The 22,413-nt window shown below is 42.2% G+C and carries 26 protein-coding genes; 12 read left to right on the top strand and 14 right to left on the bottom strand.

Features of this window, described 5'->3' with window-relative positions; genetic code table 11:
• Positions 1-45 precede the first annotated feature (45 nt).
• A complete protein-coding gene (locus BUC17_RS09100) occupies positions 46-717 on the bottom strand; it encodes a ZIP family metal transporter (protein WP_073363542.1) in 672 nt (223 codons plus the stop codon).
• Between the two features lie 370 nt (positions 718-1,087).
• Positions 1,088-1,843, bottom strand: a complete 756-nt coding sequence (locus BUC17_RS09095) for a class I SAM-dependent methyltransferase (RefSeq protein WP_073363541.1) — start codon at positions 1,841-1,843, stop codon at positions 1,088-1,090.
• 137 nt (positions 1,844-1,980) lie between these two features.
• On the opposite strand from BUC17_RS09095, the gene BUC17_RS09090 reads away from it, so the two are divergent.
• Positions 1,981-3,138: a THUMP domain-containing class I SAM-dependent RNA methyltransferase gene (locus tag BUC17_RS09090; RefSeq protein WP_143161765.1), complete on the top strand. Its 1,158-nt coding sequence runs from the start codon at positions 1,981-1,983 to the stop codon at positions 3,136-3,138.
• A gap of 3 nt (positions 3,139-3,141) precedes the next feature.
• Positions 3,142-3,375, top strand: coding sequence for a hypothetical protein (locus BUC17_RS09085; protein WP_083544861.1), 234 nt, complete (start codon positions 3,142-3,144; stop codon positions 3,373-3,375).
• 1 nt (position 3,376) lies between these two features.
• On the opposite strand, the gene BUC17_RS09080 is transcribed toward BUC17_RS09085, so the two are convergent.
• Genes BUC17_RS09080 through rlmD form a run of 3 tightly spaced genes read right to left on the bottom strand, consistent with a single transcriptional unit; the run spans position 3,377 to position 6,109 of the window.
• Entirely contained in the window at positions 3,377-4,201 is an 825-nt protein-coding gene (locus BUC17_RS09080; protein WP_083544845.1) for a DUF6048 family protein, read from the bottom strand.
• Entirely contained in the window at positions 4,182-4,691 is a 510-nt protein-coding gene (locus tag BUC17_RS09075) for a DUF6452 family protein (RefSeq protein WP_159433942.1), read from the bottom strand. The genes BUC17_RS09080 and BUC17_RS09075 overlap by 20 nt, the downstream gene beginning before the upstream one ends.
• 5 nt (positions 4,692-4,696) lie before the next feature.
• Complete coding sequence (gene rlmD, locus BUC17_RS09070) at positions 4,697-6,109, bottom strand: 23S rRNA (uracil(1939)-C(5))-methyltransferase RlmD (protein ID WP_073363536.1); 1,413 nt, start codon at positions 6,107-6,109, stop codon at positions 4,697-4,699.
• A 163-nt stretch (positions 6,110-6,272) separates the two neighbouring features.
• Here rlmD and BUC17_RS09065 point away from each other — a divergent pair, with 163 nt between their 5' ends.
• The 3 genes from BUC17_RS09065 to BUC17_RS09055 all read left to right on the top strand — a co-directional run bounded on the left by BUC17_RS09065 (position 6,273) and on the right by BUC17_RS09055 (position 8,697).
• Positions 6,273-6,737, top strand: coding sequence for a DUF1003 domain-containing protein (locus BUC17_RS09065; protein WP_073363534.1), 465 nt, complete (start codon positions 6,273-6,275; stop codon positions 6,735-6,737).
• 232 nt (positions 6,738-6,969) lie between these two features.
• Entirely contained in the window at positions 6,970-8,256 is a 1,287-nt protein-coding gene (gene rocD / locus BUC17_RS09060) for an ornithine--oxo-acid transaminase (RefSeq protein WP_073363682.1), read from the top strand.
• 3 nt (positions 8,257-8,259) lie between these two features.
• Positions 8,260-8,697 (top strand): DUF5362 family protein, encoded by a 438-nt coding sequence (locus BUC17_RS09055; RefSeq protein ID WP_073363532.1) that lies wholly within the window; start codon positions 8,260-8,262, stop codon positions 8,695-8,697.
• A 56-nt stretch (positions 8,698-8,753) separates the two neighbouring features.
• Here BUC17_RS09055 and BUC17_RS09050 read toward each other — a convergent pair whose 3' ends face one another.
• Entirely contained in the window at positions 8,754-9,089 is a 336-nt protein-coding gene (locus BUC17_RS09050; protein ID WP_073363531.1) for a CCC motif membrane protein, read from the bottom strand.
• 17 nt (positions 9,090-9,106) lie between these two features.
• Positions 9,107-9,391: a DUF2752 domain-containing protein gene (locus BUC17_RS09045; protein WP_073363529.1), complete on the bottom strand. Its 285-nt coding sequence runs from the start codon at positions 9,389-9,391 to the stop codon at positions 9,107-9,109.
• A gap of 95 nt (positions 9,392-9,486) precedes the next feature.
• On the opposite strand from BUC17_RS09045, the gene BUC17_RS14160 reads away from it, so the two are divergent.
• The 3 genes from BUC17_RS14160 to BUC17_RS09035 are packed head-to-tail and all read left to right on the top strand — an operon-like array spanning position 9,487 to position 11,362.
• On the top strand, positions 9,487-9,663 hold the full coding sequence (locus BUC17_RS14160; protein ID WP_200798332.1) for a hypothetical protein: 177 nt from the start codon (positions 9,487-9,489) through the stop codon (positions 9,661-9,663).
• Positions 9,650-10,213 (top strand): Smr/MutS family protein, encoded by a 564-nt coding sequence (locus BUC17_RS09040; protein WP_073363528.1) that lies wholly within the window; start codon positions 9,650-9,652, stop codon positions 10,211-10,213. The genes BUC17_RS14160 and BUC17_RS09040 overlap by 14 nt, the downstream gene beginning before the upstream one ends.
• A gap of 27 nt (positions 10,214-10,240) precedes the next feature.
• Positions 10,241-11,362, top strand: a complete 1,122-nt coding sequence (locus BUC17_RS09035) for a cysteine desulfurase family protein (protein WP_073363680.1) — start codon at positions 10,241-10,243, stop codon at positions 11,360-11,362.
• Between the two features lie 6 nt (positions 11,363-11,368).
• On the opposite strand, the gene BUC17_RS09030 is transcribed toward BUC17_RS09035, so the two are convergent.
• Together BUC17_RS09030 and lpdA are read right to left on the bottom strand one after the other, a co-directional pair.
• Positions 11,369-11,785, bottom strand: coding sequence for a hypothetical protein (locus BUC17_RS09030; RefSeq protein WP_073363526.1), 417 nt, complete (start codon positions 11,783-11,785; stop codon positions 11,369-11,371).
• Between the two features lie 402 nt (positions 11,786-12,187).
• The gene (gene lpdA / locus BUC17_RS09025) at positions 12,188-13,576 is read right to left on the bottom strand and encodes a dihydrolipoyl dehydrogenase (RefSeq protein WP_073363524.1); all 1,389 of its coding nucleotides are present in this window, start codon (positions 13,574-13,576) and stop codon (positions 12,188-12,190) included.
• Positions 13,577-13,803: 227 nt separating this feature from the next.
• Between lpdA and BUC17_RS09020 the strand changes: the two genes are divergently transcribed.
• Positions 13,804-14,418 carry a DNA-3-methyladenine glycosylase family protein gene (locus BUC17_RS09020; RefSeq protein WP_073363523.1) on the top strand — a complete coding sequence of 205 codons (615 nt, stop codon included), beginning with the start codon at positions 13,804-13,806 and terminating at the stop codon, positions 14,416-14,418.
• Between the two features lie 7 nt (positions 14,419-14,425).
• Positions 14,426-15,178, top strand: coding sequence for a peptide deformylase (locus BUC17_RS09015; protein WP_083544839.1), 753 nt, complete (start codon positions 14,426-14,428; stop codon positions 15,176-15,178).
• Between the two features lie 13 nt (positions 15,179-15,191).
• Here BUC17_RS09015 and BUC17_RS09010 read toward each other — a convergent pair whose 3' ends face one another.
• Together BUC17_RS09010 and truA are read right to left on the bottom strand one after the other, a co-directional pair.
• The gene (locus tag BUC17_RS09010; RefSeq protein ID WP_073363521.1) at positions 15,192-16,952 is read right to left on the bottom strand and encodes an ABC transporter ATP-binding protein; all 1,761 of its coding nucleotides are present in this window, start codon (positions 16,950-16,952) and stop codon (positions 15,192-15,194) included.
• 3 nt (positions 16,953-16,955) lie between these two features.
• A complete protein-coding gene (truA, locus tag BUC17_RS09005; protein WP_073363520.1) occupies positions 16,956-17,705 on the bottom strand; it encodes a tRNA pseudouridine(38-40) synthase TruA in 750 nt (249 codons plus the stop codon).
• A gap of 108 nt (positions 17,706-17,813) precedes the next feature.
• Between truA and BUC17_RS09000 the strand changes: the two genes are divergently transcribed.
• On the top strand, positions 17,814-18,326 hold the full coding sequence (locus BUC17_RS09000) for a metallophosphoesterase family protein (protein ID WP_073363518.1): 513 nt from the start codon (positions 17,814-17,816) through the stop codon (positions 18,324-18,326).
• Here the strand turns inward: BUC17_RS09000 and BUC17_RS08995 are convergent.
• The 3 genes from BUC17_RS08995 to BUC17_RS08985 all read right to left on the bottom strand — a co-directional run bounded on the left by BUC17_RS08995 (position 18,323) and on the right by BUC17_RS08985 (position 19,962).
• Positions 18,323-18,877 carry a porin family protein gene (locus tag BUC17_RS08995; RefSeq protein WP_073363516.1) on the bottom strand — a complete coding sequence of 185 codons (555 nt, stop codon included), beginning with the start codon at positions 18,875-18,877 and terminating at the stop codon, positions 18,323-18,325. The genes BUC17_RS09000 and BUC17_RS08995 overlap by 4 nt on opposite strands.
• Before the next feature lie 76 nt (positions 18,878-18,953).
• The gene (locus BUC17_RS08990; protein ID WP_073363515.1) at positions 18,954-19,463 is read right to left on the bottom strand and encodes an STM3941 family protein; all 510 of its coding nucleotides are present in this window, start codon (positions 19,461-19,463) and stop codon (positions 18,954-18,956) included.
• A gap of 85 nt (positions 19,464-19,548) precedes the next feature.
• Positions 19,549-19,962 (bottom strand): DUF4293 family protein, encoded by a 414-nt coding sequence (locus tag BUC17_RS08985; RefSeq protein ID WP_073363674.1) that lies wholly within the window; start codon positions 19,960-19,962, stop codon positions 19,549-19,551.
• A gap of 190 nt (positions 19,963-20,152) precedes the next feature.
• On the opposite strand from BUC17_RS08985, the gene rho reads away from it, so the two are divergent.
• On the top strand, positions 20,153-22,069 hold the full coding sequence (gene rho / locus BUC17_RS08980; RefSeq protein ID WP_073363513.1) for a transcription termination factor Rho: 1,917 nt from the start codon (positions 20,153-20,155) through the stop codon (positions 22,067-22,069).
• Positions 22,070-22,413 lie beyond the last annotated feature (344 nt).

The raw sequence follows: 22,413 nt of genomic DNA, 5'->3' as shown, positions 1-22,413 counted from the left end.
TCGGCCAAAACGCACGATGACCTTTCGCTAAAGTTTTATCAAAAATTACAACAGCGAGGCCATGATTACTCCAAAAATGATAACCGTGATTTTGGCTACATTGAATTTATGGCCCTCACTACTTTCAAAAATAATGGTTGAAGAAATATGAAAGAGAATGCCAATAACCACTGCGGTAATTTCTTGGTAATACGTTTTTAGCATGGGTGCAGAATCCGCTAAAACGGTTCCCAAAGGCGTCATTAGGGCAAAACCAATCATAAATACCCAAAGAAGTTTTTTGGACATACCAGCTTTGAGGAAAAATAATGTCAAGATCATCGCAATCGGGAAATGATGTATTGCGATTCCAAAAGCCAAATGTTGGTGGTGTCCTACGGGGAATCCCTCCAATAATGCGTGTAAACACAAACTGATGAATAAAGACCATGGCATGATTTGAATTTTCTCGTGTCCATGCACATGACCGTGCTCGGCTCCTTTGGAAAAAAATTCGAGTATAATTTGAAAAACAATTCCTACCATGATGAAAACTCCCGTATGGAATTGTGCACCATCGGCGTAGACTTCAGGCAATAAATTAATAACGGTTAGCGAGAGTAAAAACGATCCACTGAACGCTAGCAGCAGTTTTAAATTCTTTTTCCCTTGCGGTTGCCACCAAAGTGCCACACCAAAACCAAGGAGCACAGAAAGTAAGGGAAGAATATAGTTCATGGGGGGAATCAAGTTTCAAGTTTCAGGTTTCAAGTTTCAGGTTTCAAGTTTCAAGTTTCAGGTTTATTTCGCTTCGCTACATCAGTTGGCTAAAGCCTTGTGTCAGGTTTCAGGTTAGTGTAAGAGTGTAAAACGTTTAAAAAGTGTAATTGCGGTGGAATGGGTTGATAGTTACATACGCAATCTTTTTTCTTGCTTCTTTTCTCTTGCATCTTTTCACTTATTTCGCTTTGCTACATCAGTTGGCTAAAGCCTCGTGTCAGGTTTCAGGTTAGTGTAAGAGTGTAAAAGTTTAAAAAGTGTAATTGCGGTGGAATGGGATGATAGTTACATACGCAATCTTTTTTCTTGCTTCTTTTCTCTTATTTCGCTATTTGAACACCATAATAAGCCGTTCACTTGTTTTTTTATAATACTTCTTCAATTTATAGTCGCCAAAAATATCCAAAAGGTAAATACCAGCCCGTTCCATCATCGCTTGAAAGTCTTCCAACGACAGCATGCGAACTTTTTCGTAGTAACAAAAATCCTGTCCTTGATCAACGAAACGAATTTCTTTGATAATGTATTTCGCATCGGTGTAGCGTTTGATATGAAAGGTGATACCGTCCACTGTTTTGGTTTCTTCAGGCACCAAATCGTGTAACACATAATCCACATTCATAAAATCAATCACTCCAAAGCCGTATTCGCTTAAACTATCATGAATGGCTTGCAAGGTTTTAAAATTATCCTCATCCTCGTCAAAATAGCCAAAACTGGTGAATAAATTGAAAACAGCGTCAAATTGGGCAGGAAAGGGTTGGCGCATGTCGTGCACTTCAAAACGCAAATTTTTATTCACATTTTTGGACGCCTCTTGAATGCTATTGGGTGATAAATCAACGCCAGTGACATCATACCCCAACTGACTTAAATAAATAGAATGTCTCCCGCGACCACACGCTAGGTCCAAAACTTTGGCTTTTTCAGGCAAGTTGAGGTACTGCGTCAAATTGTCCATGAAGAGTTGCGCTTCCCGATAATTTCGTTCTTTGTACAAAATATGGTAATACGGGGTATCAAACCAAGAGGCGTACCATTGTTCGGGGGAAAGGGCCGTGGTTGAGGAGTTCAATTCAGACATTTATTCGTTTCAAATCAATTTCAACGTGCAAATTTAGTGTATTTTTGCGCATTACTATCCAATAAATTGGATTTTTGGTGGGAGGTTTCGAAGGGGTTCCCTTCATTTTTCACCGGCTGAACTGTTATTCCTTGTGTATGGAAAATTTTCAAATGATTGCCAAAACCCTCTTTGGGTTTGAAGAAATTTTAGCCAAAGAATTGCGCGACCTCGGTGCCCAAGACGTGCACATGGGAACCCGAGCCGTTCGATTTGTCGGTGATAAAGGGTTTATGTACAAAGCCAACTTAGCTTTGCGAACCGCGTTAAAGGTTTTAAAGCCCATCCATCAATTTCGTGCCTTCAATGACAATGCCTTATACCAAGGAATTCAAACCATCGATTGGAGCCAGTATTTGAATCCACATCAAACGTTTGTGGTCGATGTTACCTTGCATTCTGAAAATTTTAAGCACTCCCAGTTTGTTGCCTTAAAAACCAAAGATGCCATCGTGGATCAATTTCGCCAAAACTATGGAATTCGTCCCAGTATCGATAAAGACCATCCCGATTTACGCATTAATGTACATATTGATCGCGAACAAGTTTCGGTGGCTTTAGATACTTCAGGGGCTTCGTTGCACCATCGCGGGTATCGAAAAATAACTAATATTGCTCCAATTAACGAAGTTTTAGCGGCCGGAATGTTGTTATTGTCGGGTTGGAAAGGGCAATCGGACTTTATGGACCCCATGTGCGGATCGGGTACCCTATTGATTGAAGCAGCGATGATTGCTTGTAATATTCCTGCTAATATCAATCGAAAAGAATTTGCTTTTGAAAAATGGGCCGATTGGGATAGCGACTTGTTTGATACGATCATCGACAGTTTGATGAAAAAAACGCGTGATTTTCCATATACCTTAAAAGGCTTAGATAAAGCACCAAGTGCGGTTGCCAAAGCCCGAGAGAATATTCAGAATGCCAATTTGGAGGACTATATTTCGGTCACACAAGCCAATTTTTTTGATTCTGAAAAAGAAACGCAAGGACCGCTGCAACTCGTTTTCAATCCCCCTTATGGAGAGCGTTTGGAAATCGATTTAGAGCGTTTTTATCGGGAATTGGGCGACACCTTAAAACAAAGTTATCCGGGAACTGAAGCGTGGTTTATAACAGCCAATTTAGAAGCCCTAAAGTTCGTGGGACTCAAACCCTCAAAGAAAATAAAATTATTCAACGGAAGTTTGGAATCGCGTTTGGTCAAATATGAATTGTATGCAGGCAGTCGCAAAGCTAAATTTCAAAATCAATAAATGATGTCAAAAAAAACAAAAGCTTTACTCTATAATTTTGTTGTATTTGCACTATTGTTCATCGGTGCACGGTATTTGGTGTCGACCTATTTTTGGTACCAAGGCATTTGGATTTCGGTTGCCGCCTTTGTCATTACCTTACTGTTGTCGCCCAAGTTTCAAGCCGTAAAAACTGCACATGGCGAACAAATCTTTATGAGTTGGTTGTTTTTAAAAGGGGTGAAGAAAGTGGGGTGATTTACCGTTTCTTTTTGGCCTCGCGCGCTAATTTAGCTTCCATTTTTTTGGCTTTTGCCGCTTCTTTCGCTTTGCGCTCTTTTTCTAGCGTTGCGGCGTCTTTTACCGTAACTTTGAACAACGGCACTAAGTAAGAAATGGTATAATTGAAACCCACACCAAAACGGCCTTCGTAGGTTCGATTAAATCCAGGAATATACAAATTGGCAAAGGTTTCGGGCTTTTTTTCTGAAATCAAATAATTAAGTCGAAAACTAAATCCCATGAAAAAATTGGTGAAGATTTCGGCTTTTACCCCTGCAACAACTTCAGCCCAATGGGCAGTGAGTCCTGAAAATTCGGTATTGGGCGTAATCAGCGGTATGGGAAATATGTTGTAGGGGGAATAAATCGAGTAGGAATTAAGCCTTTGACTAAAAGTGCTAAATCCGTAGCGTAAACCCGTATATACTTGGTTATTCATGCCCGTCCAGTTTTCGTAACTGTTATAATCAAAACCTACGCGAATAAAACTTCCGTTGGTGGTAAAATTAAAATGATCTTCTTGAACGGTTTTCTTTTCATTCCCGAGTTCTACTGCGAGGTAATGCTTCCGTGTTAAACGAAAATCCCCTGTGAGTTCCAACCCCCGATAATTGGAGTCATAAAACGAACGCGACAGTTTGAATAAGTCCACACCAACTCGCAACCCGTATTTGTCCTTTTTGGGGACAACAGTGTCTTTTGTGACGGGAATACTATCTTTGGCTACAGGGGTTGCAGTTTGTCCCCAGGCCAAACTCACCGCGAAGAGGCTCATGAGTATTCTAGTAATAGAGTTTGACATGGACTTCATTTTCGTTAGTGATCGTAGTTTCAGATATCCCCATGGTTTGTATCCACAAGCCGTCATTAGGTGTAGCGTCGCTAAAACTAAAACCGTTGGTTGGATTTAAAACAAAATTTAGTTTATAACCACAAGCGCGCGAAACATACTGCGTTGTGCGGGTGTAGTTCATGGTGATATTATCTATGTTGTCATTGGTTGTATCGGTATCACCACCATTCTGTATCAATTGAAATTGCACAGTATCCGTTGTTGTGTCAAAGGGGACATAGATTTTGCTTACCGCATTAAAGAGAATGGTTTCGGAAACTCCATTGGTTTTAAGCACAAGATTTGAAACATTTTTAGTTTGTGTCAAGTTCGTCACATCATAAAATTCAATCACCAATCGGGGGGTAGTAGATGTCGTGTCACTACAAATATCGTCTTTCTCACAACCGGAGAAGACCATTAGTAGCGGTAAAAACAAAAATACAGTGTAGCGCATCATAACATTTATCGTAATTCCAAAAGTACAACATTTTCCACATGATGCGTTTGTGGAAACATATCCACGGGGCGCACACGGGTGACTTTATATTTTTCGTCCATTAAGGCTAAATCGCGGGCTTGGGTGGCCGAGTTGCAACTCACGTAAACGACGCGTTTTGGGGCGATACGCAAAATTTGTTCTACGACATCTTTATGCATGCCATCGCGCGGTGGGTCGGTGATAATTACATCAGGCGTGCCGTGTTGCGCTATAAAATCGGCATTAAAGATATTTTTCATGTCGCCAACAAAAAAATCGCAGTTGGTAATGCTATTGCGTTTGGCATTTTCCTTGGCATCGGCTATCGCTTCGGGTACGGCCTCAACACCAATGACTTTCTTGGCTTGTTTAGACACAAATTGGGCAATAGTTCCTGTTCCAGTATACAAATCATAGACCAATTCTTGTCCCGTTAATCCCGCAAATTCACGCGTTACCTTGTATAATTCATAGGCTTGGGCAGAATTGGTTTGGTAAAACGACTTGGCGTTGATGCTAAAATTCAAGCCTTCCATTTCTTCCAAAATATAGTCGCGGCCTTTGTATAGGATGATGTTTTGGTCATACAATGTGTCATTGGCTTTTTGGTTGATGACATATTGTAATGACGTAATTTCGGGGAAAGTATTGGCGAGATAATCCATTATCTGTTCACGTTCCTGGGGAATATCGTCAAAAAATTGAACCACCACCATAATTTCGCCTGTCGAAGCGGTGCGGATCATCAACGTGCGCAACAGGCCACTATGATTTCGAGCGTCAAAAAAAGAAAGTCCGTTCGCATTGGCAAAGGCTTTGAGCCCGTTGCGAATTGCATTCGACGGATCGGCTTGTAACCAGCATTTTTCAATGTCTAAAATTTTGTCCCACATTTTAGGAATGTGGAATCCTAATGCATTTTGATTGTCAAAGGTCGTGTCCGATTGGATTTCTGCATCGGTAAGCCAACGGGCATTAGAGAACCCAAATTCCATTTTATTGCGGTAAAAGAACTGTTCTTTCGAACCTAAAATGGGTTCAAAATCAGGCAATTCAATCTTTCCAATGCGTTTCAAATGGTTGAATACTTCATTGTGTTTGTAAACCAATTGTTGGTTGTAGTTCATGTTTTGCCATTTGCATCCCCCACAAACCCCAAAATGGGCACAAACCGGTTCGATGCGATGTTCTGAATACTGATGAAAGCGAATTGCTTTTCCCTCGTAATAGGCTTTGCGTTTGCGAAAAGTTTGCACATCCACAATATCCCCGGGCACCACATTGGGAATAAAAATTACTTTTCCATCCGGTGCTTTGGCAACCGAAACTCCTTTGGCACCTGCATCCAATACGGCTATATTTTCAAAAATGACGCGGTCTTGTTTACGTTTTCCCATAGCGCAAAAATAGGGGATTGCATGGGAAACGAAATAATTTTGAGGAATTAATTGGTTCGAAAATGCAAAAAGTAAAGCAAATTCTACCTCCTCACGTTTTTTCGTTGCTACAGCTAATTATCATTTCAGAAGCCTTACCTTTGAATAGTAAATACCCAAAGCCATGAAAAAACATACGGAGATTGAAAGTATTATCGAATTGGATGAAACCGAGGATCAACGCACCCTAGGGCAACGGATAGCCGATAAAGTAGCTGATTTTGGGGGGAGTTGGACGTTTATTATCAGTTTTTTCTGTTTTTTACTCCTTTGGATCGCGGCCAATGTGTTTTGGTTTCAAAACCAAGGATTTGATCCGTACCCTTTTATTTTACTGAATTTGATTTTGTCGTGCATCGCAGCCTTACAAGCGCCCATAATCATGATGAGTCAAAATCGACAAGAGGAAAAGGATCGTGAACGGGCCAAAAAAGATTTTATCATCAATCTAAAAGCAGAGCATGAGATTCGTGAGTTGCATCAAAAAATGGATCATATCCTCAAGCATCAACACGAAGAATTAATGGCTTTACAACGTCAACAAATCGACTTACTACAGCAATTGACGCAGTACAAAAACGAAAATTAATAATTGATGTATAGGTTTAGATTAGTTACTTTAAAATTATGATTTTTATTTAATTATATTTATTGTATAAAATCATTTTATACGCTTATTTGTTGTTTTCGAAATCGATTGCGAATTTTGAAATTGCGCTATGAAGTTGCACGAAGAATCCGTAGTTTTGTCGCACGCAACGGATGATTTCTCTCCGCAAGAAGGAATACTTAAGTTACTTTTTAAAAAATTACAATCCGGTATGATTACTGAAAAATTACAGTCTCAAGAAGCCATTGCCTTGGAAGATCAATACGGTGCTCACAATTACCACCCGCTGCCCGTGGTGTTAAGTCGCGGCGAAGGGGTTTATGTTTGGGATGCCGAGGGAAAACAATATTATGATTTTCTATCCGCCTATTCTGCGGTTAATCAGGGACATTGCCATCCTAAAATTGTAGGCGCTATGGTACATCAGGCGCAAACGCTAACCTTAACTTCACGGGCCTTTTACAATGATAAATTAGGGGTGTATGAGCAGTTCATCACGCGTTATTTTGGATTTGACAAGGTTTTGCCCATGAATACGGGAGCTGAAGCTGTTGAAACTGCGTTAAAGATTTGCCGCAAATGGGCCTATGAACGTAAAGGCATTGCCGAAAATGAGGCGCAAATTATTGTGTGTGATGGGAATTTTCACGGGCGTACTACTACGATTATTTCTTTTTCCAACGATACAAATGCACGCGCTAATTTCGGACCTTACACTGCTGGTTTTGTGAAAATTCCTTACAACGATATTGATGCATTAGAACGTGCCTTAGCAGCTTCGCCCAATGTGGCAGGTTTCTTAGTGGAGCCTATTCAAGGCGAGGCAGGCGTATACGTTCCCGATGAGGATTTCTTGGCCCGCGCTAGGGCTTTGTGTACTCAATATAACGTACTTCTTTTGGCTGATGAGGTGCAAACCGGAATTGCGCGCACGGGTTCGCTGCTGGCAGTTTGCGGAAATTGTACTTGTGAAAAGCAGTGTGAGCAACAAACCACCTATGTGCGCCCCGATGTTTTAATTCTCGGAAAAGCATTGTCAGGAGGCGCTTATCCCGTTTCGGCGGTCTTGGCAGATCATGCCGTGATGGATGTTATTCGTCCAGGACAACACGGCTCTACTTTTGGAGGAAACCCTGTAGCTGCGGCCACGGCAATTGCGGCTTTGGAGGTGGTTAGTGAGGAAGATTTAGCACAAAATGCCCGTCGATTGGGTCAGATTTTTCGTGAGAAATTAGGGGAGTATGTGGCGCAAAGCAATATTGTTCGCTTGGTACGCGGTAAAGGTTTGTTGAATGCCATTGTAATCAACGATACGGAAGAAAGTGAAACCGCGTGGAATATTTGCGTAAAGTTGGCTGAAAATGGCTTATTGGCCAAGCCCACCCATGGAAACATTATTCGTTTTGCCCCGCCTTTGGTGATGACTGAAGCGCAATTATTGGAATGTGTAGCGATTATTACTAAAACTTTAACTGGGTTTGAACCTAAATCAAACTAAGCTATGGAAAATCAAAATACACTTTATCTCAATGATTTGGCCAAAGAATCTCTAAGGGTGAGTGCACGTTGGTGCTTGTTTTTGGCAGTTTTGGGTTTTATTGGACTCGCTTTAATGTTATTGGTTGGTCTTTTTTGGGGCTTTAGTACACAAAGCAATCCCGGTTTTGGCATTTTTGGAGCCGCCAAAAAAGGCATTGGTGTCTTTTATATTTTATGTGCTGCCTTTTACATTCCGCCGGTGGTGTATTTATACCGATATGCAACCGCTACTACAGAAGCTTTGCGAATTAACAGCGCTGAAAGTCTGGCTTTTGCGTTACAAAACTTAAAGTCACATCACAAGTACCTTGGCATCTCGATGATTGTCTTAATTTCGTTGTATATTCTTATGGTGATCGGGTTGGTTATTTACATGATGCGTATGACAAGAGGTTTTTAATTGCGTTCTAACATAAAAAAAGAGGCTGTCTGAATCACGGACAGCCTCTTTTGTTTTTATCGTTTTCCGAAGAGCTCTTCGACTCGGCGGCGAACCATCTCTTCGTCCTGCATGTTCTCCATACCGATTTTCATAATGATCCAAATGAAGAATATTAGCGTTAATACTCCTAAAATCAAACCGATAAGGGATAAAATTTTACCGATGGTGTGAACATTTTGGTTGCTGTATTCACCGGGATTTTCTTGTAGCCTTTTAGCGTCGCTGCGGCTTATGAGGTAACCTACAAGTCCAAAGACAATTCCAAATATCCCATAACAACAGAATGTGAGAAATGAGAGGATTCCTAGGATGAGCACGGCGGTGGCATTCGGTAATTTTTGTTTTTCCATAGTGTTTATTTTTAAGGTTAAAAAAAGAAATCTTTCATTTTAATGCAATAAGCGCCCAAAATCACAATTACGTTGAGCAAGGCCGTAAACAGCACTTGACGTCCATTTTTTTGTGTGGGTTTTAAAGCAAAACGAGCTGTAATTCCGAAGAGAAGAAGCAACGTGTATACAGGAGGATAAAGTGCGAAAGCGCCATAAAAATCGCCTTGTACGAGAAGGTATAAGGCGCGCTGTAAACCGCATCCCATACAATCAAAACCAAAAGTTTGTTTAAACATACATGGCAACATGTAGTCTTCCATACCTTGAACTTTTTTACAATTTTACAAAAAAAAGAAACATAAATACAGGGAACTGGGGGCAGGTTCGTTATTTTTGAAAACAAAACAGCATTCCTATGGATAAATGGTTGATTCCACTTTTATTGGTGGCAGCAGGAGTAGCCTTGTACGAACAAAGTAAGGCAGAACCCAATTATTATTTGATGGCATTTGCGGGACTCGTTTTTGTTTTTTGCATGGCCAAATTATCAGCAAAAATACCTTCCAAAAAAGAGCACGATGAAACAGAATAAGTTCGAAGTAGGGGACACCGTTGCGGTTTTGGATGAGGTCATTCGCGGCGTTGTCGTGGCGGTGCAAAACGATCAAATTACCCTCAAAACAACCGATGATTTTGTGATGACATTTTTTGTCAACGAATTAGTTAAAGAACACGATGCCAATATTTTAAAATCATTTAATAAAAGTGATGCATTACATAAGTTAAAAATTGACAAAACGCCTTCAAACGCTTCCAAAAAAATCCTTTTTAAGTCGGAAAATCGCGATCGTGGTACGCCTGAATTTGATTTACACATTGAAAAATTAGTCAAAAAAGTAACGGGCTTATCGCACTATGATATACTAACATTGCAACTCGAAACGGCACAACGGCATATTGAATTTGCGATAAAAAATCGCATTCCAAAAATTGTTTTGATTCATGGTGTGGGAGAAGGAGTTTTGCGTACCGAATTGGAATTTTTAATGCGCAAGTATCCGCAAGTTTCTTTTCAGGAGGCGAGCTATCAAAAATATGGGATGGGTGCTACCGAAATCTATTTTCAACAAAATCTAAAATAGCCTACTTTTGTCGGGCAAATGAACAACATGAAACGAGTTTATCTGGATAATGCTGCCACCACTCCTTTACGCCCTGAGGTAATCGATTGTATGGTAGATGTCATGCAAACGGAATATGGGAATGCTTCTTCTACGCATAGTTATGGGCGGAGTGCCAAATCAATTATTGAGTCGGCGCGAAAATCCATAGCACAATGGATGGGATGTGAGGCGCGGGAACTGATTTTTACGGCCAATGCGACAGAGGCAACCAATATGATTTTGACCAGTGCGGTCCGTGATTTAGGCATTCAACGCTTGATAACGTCTCGAATGGAACATCATGCAACCCTGTATACGGTAGAAAAATTAGCTCAGGACTTTGGTGTTACCGTTGCGTATCTGCCTGCCAAGCCTGATGGGACAGTTGCTCTTGAAGGCTTAGCGGAGTTGTTGCAGCAGGAGATTCCGACCTTGGTTACGTTGATGCATGTCAATAACGAAACGGGTGCTGTATTGAATATTGATGAAGTAGGGCAACTTTGTCATGCACACAATGCCCTTTTTCATTGCGATACGGTTCAATCGGTGGGCAAAGTAAGATTGCATTTTCATGATTTACCTTTAGATTTTGCGGTGGCGAGTGCGCACAAGTTCCACGGGCCGAAAGGCGTTGGATTTGCCTATATTTCAAAAAATGTGGTGTTAAAACCCATGATAGTCGGTGGTGAGCAAGAAAAAGGATTGCGGGCAGGGACAGAAGCGGTACATCAAATTGCCGGGATGGCCAAGGCTTTGGAATTGGACATGACCGACTTGGCGCATGATCAAGGGTATATAGAAGCGTTGAAATTTTATTGTTGGGAACAGTTGCAAATCGCGTTTCCGGGAATCAAAACCAATGGAGAACATACGTTTTACAATATTTTGAATGTAACCTTACCCATGCCTGAGGAAAAGGCAGCGATGTTGTTGTTTAATTTAGACATCAAAGGAATTGCGGTTTCAAGAGGCAGTGCTTGTCAAAGCGGGAGTTCGAAGCCTTCCCATGTTTTGGCGCAATTTGTAGCAGAAGACGATTTAAAGCGACCAGCGTTGCGGATTTCCTTCAGTAGGTTTAACACCAAAGAGGATATAGATGCCTTATGTGATGCCTTGAAAGGGGTGTAATACAAGCTACCGAAGGTCTTCCCCTTCGGTTTTTTTATAGGCGAAGTAAAAGTAAAGACAAACACAAATCAGAAAGGGGAGTTGCATTCCTACCATGGTCCATTGCATTGTGAGAACTCCTACGAGTACTAAAAACGCGACAAGAAGTGTCAGTATGCTTACTGTAAGGGTGTTTAAGCCGCGGTTCCAACGGCGTCGAAAAGCATGGACAAGCAAAAGGATTTGACCGAGTACTCCAAGGATAATTAGGGGATGTGAGAGGTTTGCTACAAGGGATTGATGTTCACTCAACAGTAGGTATTCCAATTGGAGTACGGTAGTAATGGTGTTTTTCCAGACAAACCCACAGGCTTGAAACGTGAGCCACAAGGCTATATTGATGAAATGAATCGCGCGGGAAATAGGGTAGGTTTTGCGTACCATAGTAGTGCGAATATACAGGTAAAAATACATTTTTCTTTGATGCAATTACTTTCAATCTTATCGCAAGCCCGGGCCTGATGGAAGAGAAAAGCCCGGAGTGGGGTGGGCCGACGTTTTTTTGAGGTGCTGTGGGGCGCCCTCGGAAGCCCACGACAGCACCCAAAAAACAGGACCAACTACGAGGACTTGAAGCGGACAGCAGGAGAAGCCGCATAAAAAAAACCGCTCGGGTTGAACGGTTTTTTTAGTGACTAGTGATTAGTGACTAGTGATTAGTGACTAGTGATTAGTGACTAGTAATTAGTAACTAGTGATTAGTAATTAGTGACTAGTGACTAGTGACTTTGTATAGGGTTACTGTCGACTCAGAAGCTTAGAAGCTCAGTGTCTTAGTAGCTTATCCTACATGTGAATTACTTCGCCGTAGGCATCGGCAACGGCTTCCATCACCGCTTCACTCATTGTAGGGTGGGGGTGAACGGCCTTAAGAATTTCATGTCCGGTGGTTTCTAATTTACGCGCCACTACAGCTTCGGCGATCATATCGGTTACACCCGCGCCAATCATGTGGCAGCCTAACCACTCTCCGTATTTGGCATCGAAAATCACTTTCACAAAACCATCGGGGGTTCCAGCTGCTTTCGCTTTTCCAGAGGCGGTAAAGGGGAATTTTCCAACTTTGATTTCGTAGCCTTTTTCTTTGGCGGCTTTTTCGGTGAGTCCCACAGAGGCGATTTCTGGCGTAGCATACGTACATCCGGGAATATTGCCATAATCTAGGGGTTCAACATGGAGTCCTGCAATTTTTTCAACACAGATGATTCCTTCAGCAGAAGCTACGTGTGCCAAAGCTTGTCCAGGAGTGACATCGCCTATAGCATAATAGCCGGGAACATTGGTTTGGTAATAGCTGTTGACCAAGATTTTATCGCGATCGGTGGCGATACCGGTTTCTTCAAGTCCAATGTTTTCAATGTTGGTTTTGATACCCACAGCAGAAAGTACGATATCGGCTTCCAATACTTCTTCTCCTTTGGCGGTTTTAACAAAGGCTTTCACGCCATTGCCAGAGGTGTCTACACGTTCCACAGAAGCATTGGTCATGATATTCACCCCTGATTTTTTCAAAGAGCGCTCAAATTGTTTGGAGATATCTTCATCTTCTACAGGAACGATGTTGGGCATAAATTCTACGATCGTTACTTCGGTACCCATGGTATTGTAGAAATGGGCAAATTCAACACCAATGGCTCCCGAACCTACTACAATCATTTTTTTAGGTTGCTCAGGAAGTGTCATGGCTTGACGGTAGCCGATGATTTTTTTACCATCTTGCGGTAAGTTGGGCAATTCCCGTGAACGTGCTCCTGTAGCAATAATGATATGGTCAGCACTGTATTCGGTCACTTTTCCATCGGCGGCAGTGACATCGACTTTTTTTCCGGGTTTGATTTTCCCAAAGCCATCAATGACCTCGATTTTATTCTTTTTCATTAAAAATTGTACCCCTTTGCTCATGCCGTCAGCGACCGAACGTGAACGTGCAATTACCGCATTAAAATCCTTGTCAAATTCTTTCACGGTTAATCCGTAGTCGGAGGCGTGTTTTAAATAGTCAAAAACCTGTGCCGATTTCAACAAGGCTTTGGTGGGAATACATCCCCAATTCAAACAAATTCCACCTAGATTTTCTTTTTCAATAAGCGCTACTTTAAAGCCCAATTGAGAAGCTCGGATAGCCGTTACATATCCACCGGGTCCGCTTCCTAAAACAATAATATCGTATTTCATTGCAAAAAGGTATTTCTTAAATTAGTGTATTGACGAGTTGTCAATTCGATTGCGAATTTACGGATTTTTTTTTAGTACTCTATGTCGTTATTGCGGTTTAGATCAAGGAAATCATGGGTTGCTATTTTTCTCCCGATGTTGGCTTGAAAGGGCGATGATTTTCTTTTCAATTTTCTCTTGAATTTTGGCTGTTTTACCTTTGATAACTTCTTTCTATCTTTGTTTTTATGGGAATATCCTCAAATCATTCCGCCCTAGAATACTTGCGGCAATCGGATGCTGTGCTTGCTAAAATTATGGAGCGTGGCATAGTGCCCAATTGGGAATCAACCCATAATGTATTTCACGATTTGGTAAGTTGCATCGTAGAGCAACAAATTCACTACCGCAGCAGCAAGAAAATATTTGCCAAGGCCTTGGAGCGTGCAGGGATTAACCAACTTATGCCGGCAAATTTTGATACATTTGAACAGTTTGGACTTGCTCCGTTGGCCCTCTCAGAGGCAAAGTATGCAACGCTTTTGGCAGTAGTTGAATTTTGGCGCACTCACTCGCTGTCTTTTGAAACGATGAGCGATGCTGAAGTTCGAGCAACGTTATCGACCATCAAAGGCATAGGTCCCTGGACCATAGACATGATTTTATTGTTTACCTTACAGCGGCCTCACGTAGTTCCTTATGATGACTACCATTTAAAACAAATTATGATAGGCCACTATGCCTTGAATCCCAAGGTAAAATTAAAAGCTCAAATGCAAGCCATTGCCGAGTTTTGGGGGGATTATTCCTCCTTGGCGGTGCTGTATTTATTGGCGTCAAAGCAGTTTTCAAAATTAAAATGATGAAAATATGAACGTTTCGATTTCTTTCCGATGGCTTTTAGCCACCGTTGTTTTTGGGGCTGTACAAACCTGTCAAAACGAACCGATGGCGCTAACTTTAGCCATTCCCAAAGAAGGTTTTTCGGTGGTGCAACAAGAGCCCTCTGGGGCGCCTGGTAGAGCCACGAGTACACTCTATCAAACGCCGCGAAGCATTCGACCAGAGGAATTCGGAACACCCGAGTTACAGCGGTTTACCGATAGCTTGTATGCGGTGATGGTTCGTCAAGCAGGGGTGGGAATTGCGGCCAATCAGATTGGGAAACGTCTACAGATTTTTTTTATTGAGGCCAAAGCAACGAATCCGCGGTACAAGGTTTTGGGGCCCGTGGCCAAGCAATTGTTTATTAATCCGAGGATTACTCAGGTTTCCTCAGGGCGAAAAAACTTTTGGCATGGTTGTTTGAGTGCTGCCGATGAAAAACGGGGGAATGTCGCTACCTTCGAGTGGATTGCCTACCGCTGTCAAAATTTGGATGGAAGCTGGCGTGAGGGGCGGTTGGACGGATTTGCTGCGGTCATTTTTCAGCATGAATTTAGACACTTAATGGGAGGTACGTATATGGACATAGCACGTCATTTTGAATCCAAAACCGATTTGGATCAAAAAATTCAACAGGGTAAACTTCCTTTTTTTGCAGTAGCTTCCGATTCGTTACCACTCCTAATTCAAGGGTTTGAGCGGGATAAAACCGTGGATGAATTTGGGTTGAAAAAATAAAGTGAATACCGATTTATTGTATTGACGATTCCGAAAACTGCGATTCATAGAGTTTTCGATAATAGCCTTTTTCCAACTGCAATAGTTCTTGGTGGTTTCCTGTTTCAACGATTTCTCCTTTTTCCATCACGATAATGGTATCGGCGTTGACAATGGTGGCCAAGCGGTGTGCAATTACTATAGCTGTTCGTCCTTTGGTGATGGTTTCGGTAGCGTGTTGAATAAGCTCTTCGGCGTGGGTGTCAATAGAGGAGGTGGCTTCATCCAGAATTAAAATACTCGGGTTGCTAAGGTAAGCCCGCAAGAACGCAATGAGTTGGCGTTGTCCCGACGAAAGCATGACCCCGCGTTCTTTTACGTCATGATCATAGCCTCCGGGGAGTGATTCGATAAAATCAGCAATTCCGATTCGGGCAGCGGCCGCTTCGACCTCTTTTCGGGTGATATTCGGATTGCCCAAGGTAATGTTGTTGTAAATTGTGTCGGCAAAAAGGAAGACATCTTGTAAAACAACGGCAATTTGTCGACGCAGACTGGGAAGCGTAAAGTCATGAATTGGGGTATCATCAATGGTAATGGTTCCCGAATCGATTTCGTAAAAACGATTCAATAAATTGATGATGGTCGATTTACCCGCTCCAGTGGCACCTACAATGGCAACCGTTTGTCCCGGTTGAATGCCTATCGATATGCCTTTCAAAACTTCTTCACCGGGGATATAACTAAAACGTACCTTTTGTAATTCAATTTTACCTTTGAACTGAGGAGCTTCTATCGTCCCACCTTCTTGTTTGTCATCTTGGGCATCGAGGACATCAAAAACGCGATTTCCAGCAATCATTCCCATTTGCATTTCGTTGAATTTATCGGCAATTTGACGCAGGGGATTGAAAAGCATCCCGATAAACATGGTATATGAGATCAAGTCGCCAAAGGTGGTAAATTTGTCTCCATCCAAAATACGAAATCCACCGTACAAGACCACCAGTGCAAGACAAAGCGAGGAAATGATGTCGGCAATCGGGAAGAAAATGGAGTTGTACAAAATGGTTTTCATCCACGCTTTGTTGTGCTTTTGATTGATTTCTTTAAACTTTTGGTATTCAATGGTTTCACGGTTAAAAAGTTGCACGATTTTCATTCCAGTGACCCGTTCTTGCACAAACGTATTCATGGCGGCTACTTGGTGGCGAACTTCTTCGAAGGCCACTTGCATTTTGCGTTGAAAAATACGCGTAACATAGACCAAAAGGGGCATAGCAGCCACCACGATCAGGGTTAGCCTCCAGTTCATATAAAACATAAATCCAAGCACAACAACCATTTTCAGTAAATCACTGATAATCATAAAAAGGCCTTGGCTGAAAATACGCGCTATTTGTTCAATATCCGATACCGTGCGCGTGACCAATTGCCCCACGGGTGCGGTGTCAAAGTACTTCATTCGAAAGCGAAGCAAATGGGAGAACAATTGTTGACGAATATCGCGAATGATATTTTGTCCCAACAAATTGGCCCAATAGACAAAGAAAAATTGGAAAACGCCTTCCAAAATGAGTACAATCCCCATGAGGATGACGTACCATAGCAAGCCGTAACTATCTTTAGGTTCGATATATACATCGACCGTTTTTTTCAACAAAAAGGGACGTAAGGCTGTAACGATGGAAAGAAGAATTGCCGTAGCCACAACGCCCCGATACAATAGTTTGTAGGGGGTAGTATAGGTGAGAATTCGCCGGAAAAGTTTGGAATCAAAGGCTTTTGCTTTCATAAGTTATCGTGCCCGAAAGGGGATATAGGGGTAATGCACTTCGGTAAGGTAGAGTCCGTGTGCGGGAACAGAGAATCCGGCTTTACTTCGATTTTTACTTGCTAAAATTTGTTCAAGGTCGGTTAAACTTGTTTTTCCTGTTCCCACATCGATTAAAGTTCCCACAATTGCGCGCACCATATTGCGTAGAAAACGATCGGCACTGATGGTGAAAATCCAGCGATCACCGTGGGATGTCCATTCGGCATGAGTCAGTTTGCAAAAAAATGTTTTGACATCGGTATGCAATTTTGAAAAGCATTCAAAATCAGTGTGATTTAGAAGCAGTTTACAGGCATCATTCATCCGATCGATGTCTAAAGAATGCGGAAACAACCAACTGTTATGGCATTCAAAAGCATCTTTTCGACGGTGAATGTGGTATTCATAGGTTCGTTTTGTTGCGTCAAAGCGCGCATGTGCATCGGGAGCCACCGTATAAATGTCCCAAACCGCAATGTCTTTCGGGAGGTAAGCGTTTAACTTTTTGATTAAATCGGGGAAAACAAAGGGAACTTCACTGTCAAAATGTGCAAACATTTGACGGGCGTGCACCCCGGTATCGGTTCGTCCAGCACCGGTGAGTTCAATCGGCTCCCGAAGCATCAACGACAAGGCTTGGGTTAGTGTTTCTTGAACCGACGAGGCATTGGGTTGGTATTGCCAGCCGTGGTAGTTGGAGCCTTTGTAAGCAAATTCGATGAAATATCTCAAAGCATTATGGGGTTTTCAGGGGCAAAGGTACAAAGATTTGCTTTGGGAATAGTGAATCATTTCTTAAGAAAACCATGTATCTTGCAGCTGCTTTTTTAGTTTGTTTTGATGCGAAAAATTTTAGTTTTATCCGACACCCACAGTCATATAGACGCCCGCATTATGCATCATGTAACCTGGGCCGATGAGGTTTGGCACGCGGGAGATATAGGCGATTTGGCAGTTACGGACGCGATTAAGAAGGTTCGACCTTTACGCGCTGTGTATGGCAATATTGACGACCATCAAGCACGTGCTGAATTTCCGTTGCATAACCGTTTTTTTTGTGAAGAGGTTTCCGTTTGGATCACCCACATTGGCGGGTATCCTGGGAAGTATCATCCTGCGATTCGAGAAGAATTGAAAGCGCAACCCCCACAACTGTTTATTTGTGGACACTCTCATATTTTAAAAGTCCAGTTTGACAAAACGCTAAATCTTTTGCATTTAAATCCAGGAGCGGCCGGCATTCATGGATTTCATCAAGTTCGAACCCTATTGCGCATGGTTATTGAGGGGTCGAATATTAAAGATTTGGAAATTGTTGAATTGGGTCCGCGTGCTTTGCCTCGTGAAGTTTAGAATAAATAACCTACGGAGAATTGTACAACGGCATTTTTAATATCGGCCTCGCGTTTGGGTTCGGTAAGACCAGCGAGATACCTTCCTGAAACGAATACCTCTTTGGTGATTTTATAACTTAGTCCTCCTGCCAAGGCAAAGTCAAAGGTTTGGGTATCTCCTAAGGAAAACGAATTGCGTTGACTCACCAATAGCGAGGCTTGGGGTCCCATTTCAAGACTTAGGCCGTCTTTGGTGAGGTAGAATTTGGCTAAAACGGGAACTGCGAGATATCCTAATTCATTTTTTACTTGCGTGCCGAGTCCGCGTAATTCGGCGCCTTGAGTAGAGTATAAAAGTTCCGATTGGAGCGAAAAGTTTTCAAACAGTTTGGCTTCGAGGACCAAGCCTCCGTGGTAACTGGTGAGTGTGGAGAAATCAATACCTTGTACAGATCCACCATTAAAGTTAGCAAAATTGACGCCGGCTTTGACTCCGAATTTTAAAAATTGAGCATTTACGAATGAACTAGTGCTTAAGCAAAGCACGAGTAGGAAGAAATACTTTTTCATGGGACTTGTTTTTATAGATTAACGAAAGTTTCGAATCAATCATTGTGCCAAGGCTCGAAAAAGAGATTTAAGCGATTTATTTACGGTGTTTTTCCCATTCGGATTCAAGCAGTTGATGCAATTGTGTGATGTTATACCGAACACCATTGCCATTGATGGTAAAAGGAGTGCCAAATCCTTGTTGGTTTTTTCGCAGGATGCGTAAGGATATTCCTGAAACTTTGTTGAGGTATACTTCAGGGTCTTTGGTGTATATAAAAATGAAATGATTGTTAACTACTTTTTGGTGTGTTATTTTGGTTATCGAATGCCATGAAATGAGTCCAACTTGCATAAACGTGGTATTGTCCCAAATCCCTTTATCATTGATGATTAAAGCGGGTCGGGTGTCCAGGAGTTTTATTATGCTTAATACACCTGTGAGTCCGAAGAAGAGGATGCTACCCCATCCAAAAATTGGGGCCCATGAATCCTTGGATTGCGGTTTGGAAAGGATAAAGAACCCCATGCTTACGAAGCAAATTGCGCCGAGTAATGAAATCCAAAGTTTTGTTTTCTTTTGTGGGATATAAAGGGTGGTTGCCATGGAGCGGTTATTTAAAGTGGTAAAAATAAAAAATCCGTTCCCAAAGAAACGGATTTTAACGCACTAATAAACTAAGTTTACAGGTTTACCGAATACGGTCCACAGATTTTACGAGATCTTCATCCTTTTTGATGGCTTTATTGGCTAAAGCCAAAAGTACGATAGAAAAAATAGGAAGGAACATCCCAATACCCTTCTCTGAAACCGTTGGGGTTTCTCCGGATAGATTTAGTGAGCGGTAAATCAATAATCCTAATAAAATTAAATTTAATATGATAGACAGTCGATTAAAAACGAACTGTTGTTTGCGGTTTTTAAAGGAAATTATACTCATTGCAATAAGTGCAGTGGCTGCCCCAGAAAGGGCCAAGTAGGAAACCTCCATCATGAAGAAGAAATCCTTACCACTGGCGTCTTTCCACAACGGAAAAACATAACCTAAAAATCCAGAAGTAAGAATGGCTCCCGCCATGTAAAGTGTTTGAATACGTTGAAACATTTCCTGTTCAAATTTGAGGCTCAAAAATAGTATTTCTTTTTTTAAAAAACTATTGCGCCCTGAATTTTTATTCGTATTATTGCAGGGCAATTCCGTAACCACTTCAATCTCACGGAATTTATTTCTCAAGCAAAACTCCACTGTATTGTATTTAGAAAGACCCCTAATTTAATCGCTTTGTTATCATTATATGTTTGACATTTCAACGTTAAAAACCATGAAGCTTTCTGAGCTTCAGGATATTGCCAAGTTGGCACAAACCATAAAATTTGCTGGTGTAAAAAAAGAAGCGCTCATCGAATTGATTATTGCGCATCAAGAAGCGGTCGATCGCGGTGAAACGCCACCATCTACATTTTCTAAACGCGGCAGAAGACCTCGCATATCGGCGCAAGAATCGGCTTCGGGTAATTTATTTACGGCTGACGTACCCACGGAAGTGACGGGTCAAGAAGCTTCTACGGAAGAAAAGCGTGTAGAAGAGCCCAAGCGCCGCGGACGTAAACCCAAGCAGCCAGAGTCCGCACCCACACCTGTTGCAGAGGCCACACCTCCAGCTGCTCCAGCGGAGGAAACCCCAAAATCGTTTGTGCGTGAGGGTCGTGAAAATGCTCCAGAGCGTCAACGCAAACCGTTCCAACGTAACATTGTGACGCCCAATATTACTGGAGCTCCTGTGGACTATGAGCCTTTTATGCCGCCACAAATCACTACAGAATCGCTTCCATCGGATTTTATGGAGCCGCTACGGAGTGCAAAGCAAGAGGTGCGAAAACCTATGGGAACACCGCCTCAGAAAAGTCGCCCAGAGTTTGTACCACCCGGTCCAAATGTAGATATCCCGATAGCAGAACCTGCTTATGTTTCAAATGCCAATGGTCAGGGGAATCCAAATGCAAATGGAAATACGAACGGCAACGGAAATTCCTCCTATGCCAATCAAAACAATAAATTTAAAAAGACCCAAAATGTTCGGGATGCTGACTACGAGTTTGACGGTATTATCGACTGTGAGGGCGTTTTGGAAATGATGCCTGATGGTTATGGTTTTTTACGCTCTTCGGATTATAATTACTTGGCTTCTCCCGACGATATTTATTTATCAACGTCGCAGATTCGTTTGTTTGGTTTGAAAACGGGCGATACGGTCAAAGGGGTGGTTCGACCTCCCAAAGAAAGTGAGAAGTTCTTCCCTTTGGTTAAAGTTTTAAAAATAAACGGACATGACCCGCAAGTGGTTCGTGATCGGGTATCTTTTGACCATTTGACCCCTGTTTTTCCCCAGGAAAAGTTTAAGATGGATGCCAAACAAGCGTCGGTTTCTACCCGAATCATCGATTTGTTTTCCCCGATTGGGAAAGGGCAACGCGGAATGATTGTGGCGCAACCTAAAACAGGGAAAACGATGTTGTTGAAGGATATTGCCAATGCTATTGCGGCCAACCATCCAGAGGTTTACCTATTGGTATTGTTAATTGATGAGCGTCCCGAAGAGGTAACCGATATGCAACGCAGTGTGCGTGGTGAGGTGATTGCTTCGACTTTTGATCGTGAACCGCAAGAACACGTAAAAATTGCCAATATTGTTTTGGAAAAAGCCAAACGATTGGTGGAATGTGGTCATGACGTAGTGATTTTATTGGATTCGATTACCCGTTTAGCGCGTGCCTACAATACGGTGCAGCCGGCTTCAGGAAAAGTATTGAGCGGTGGGGTAGATGCCAATGCACTGCAAAAACCGAAACGATTCTTTGGTGCGGCGCGAAATGTTGAAAATGGCGGTTCATTGAGTATTATTGCGACGGCATTGACAGAAACGGGATCGAAAATGGATGAGGTCATTTTTGAGGAATTTAAGGGAACTGGGAATATGGAACTTCAGTTGGATCGTAAGATTGCCAACCGACGTATCTTCCCAGCGATTGACCTTACCTCGTCGAGCACGCGACGTGATGACTTGTTGTTGGATGAGAAAACCTTACAGCGTATGTGGATTTTACGCAAGTTTTTGGCCGATATGAATCCGGTAGAAGCGATGGATACCATCAATGACAAAATCAAAAAGACGCGTACGAATGACGAGTTTTTGATTTCGATGAATGATTAAAAGGGCAGGCTCTTAGGGAGGTTGTATTATGATGATAGTAAACCTAACAGGTTTTTGAAACCTGTTAGGTTTTATTTTTTTACCTAAGTGCTTTCTCGCACCCTCCCGCGATAGGGATTGAGGCATTGTTGAAGCTCGCCGGAGGAACGAAGGCAGCGACTGCCGAAAGCCCGACCCGAAGGGGATCGCCCGGATCAGTTGGCAGTGTTCAGTAAACAGTGTTCAGTAAGCAGTGTTCAGTGGGCAGTGTGTACGTCCCTGATATAGGTTGACCACATCAAGTCAATTTATATGAAAGCAAACATCAAATTAATCAGTAAGCATCGTAAGTTTTCTGAGGACTT

Source organism: Flavobacterium fontis (assembly GCF_900129405.1).
GTDB lineage: Bacteria > Bacteroidota > Bacteroidia > Flavobacteriales > Flavobacteriaceae > Flavobacterium > Flavobacterium fontis.
This window is presented reverse-complemented; position numbering and strand designations above follow the sequence as displayed.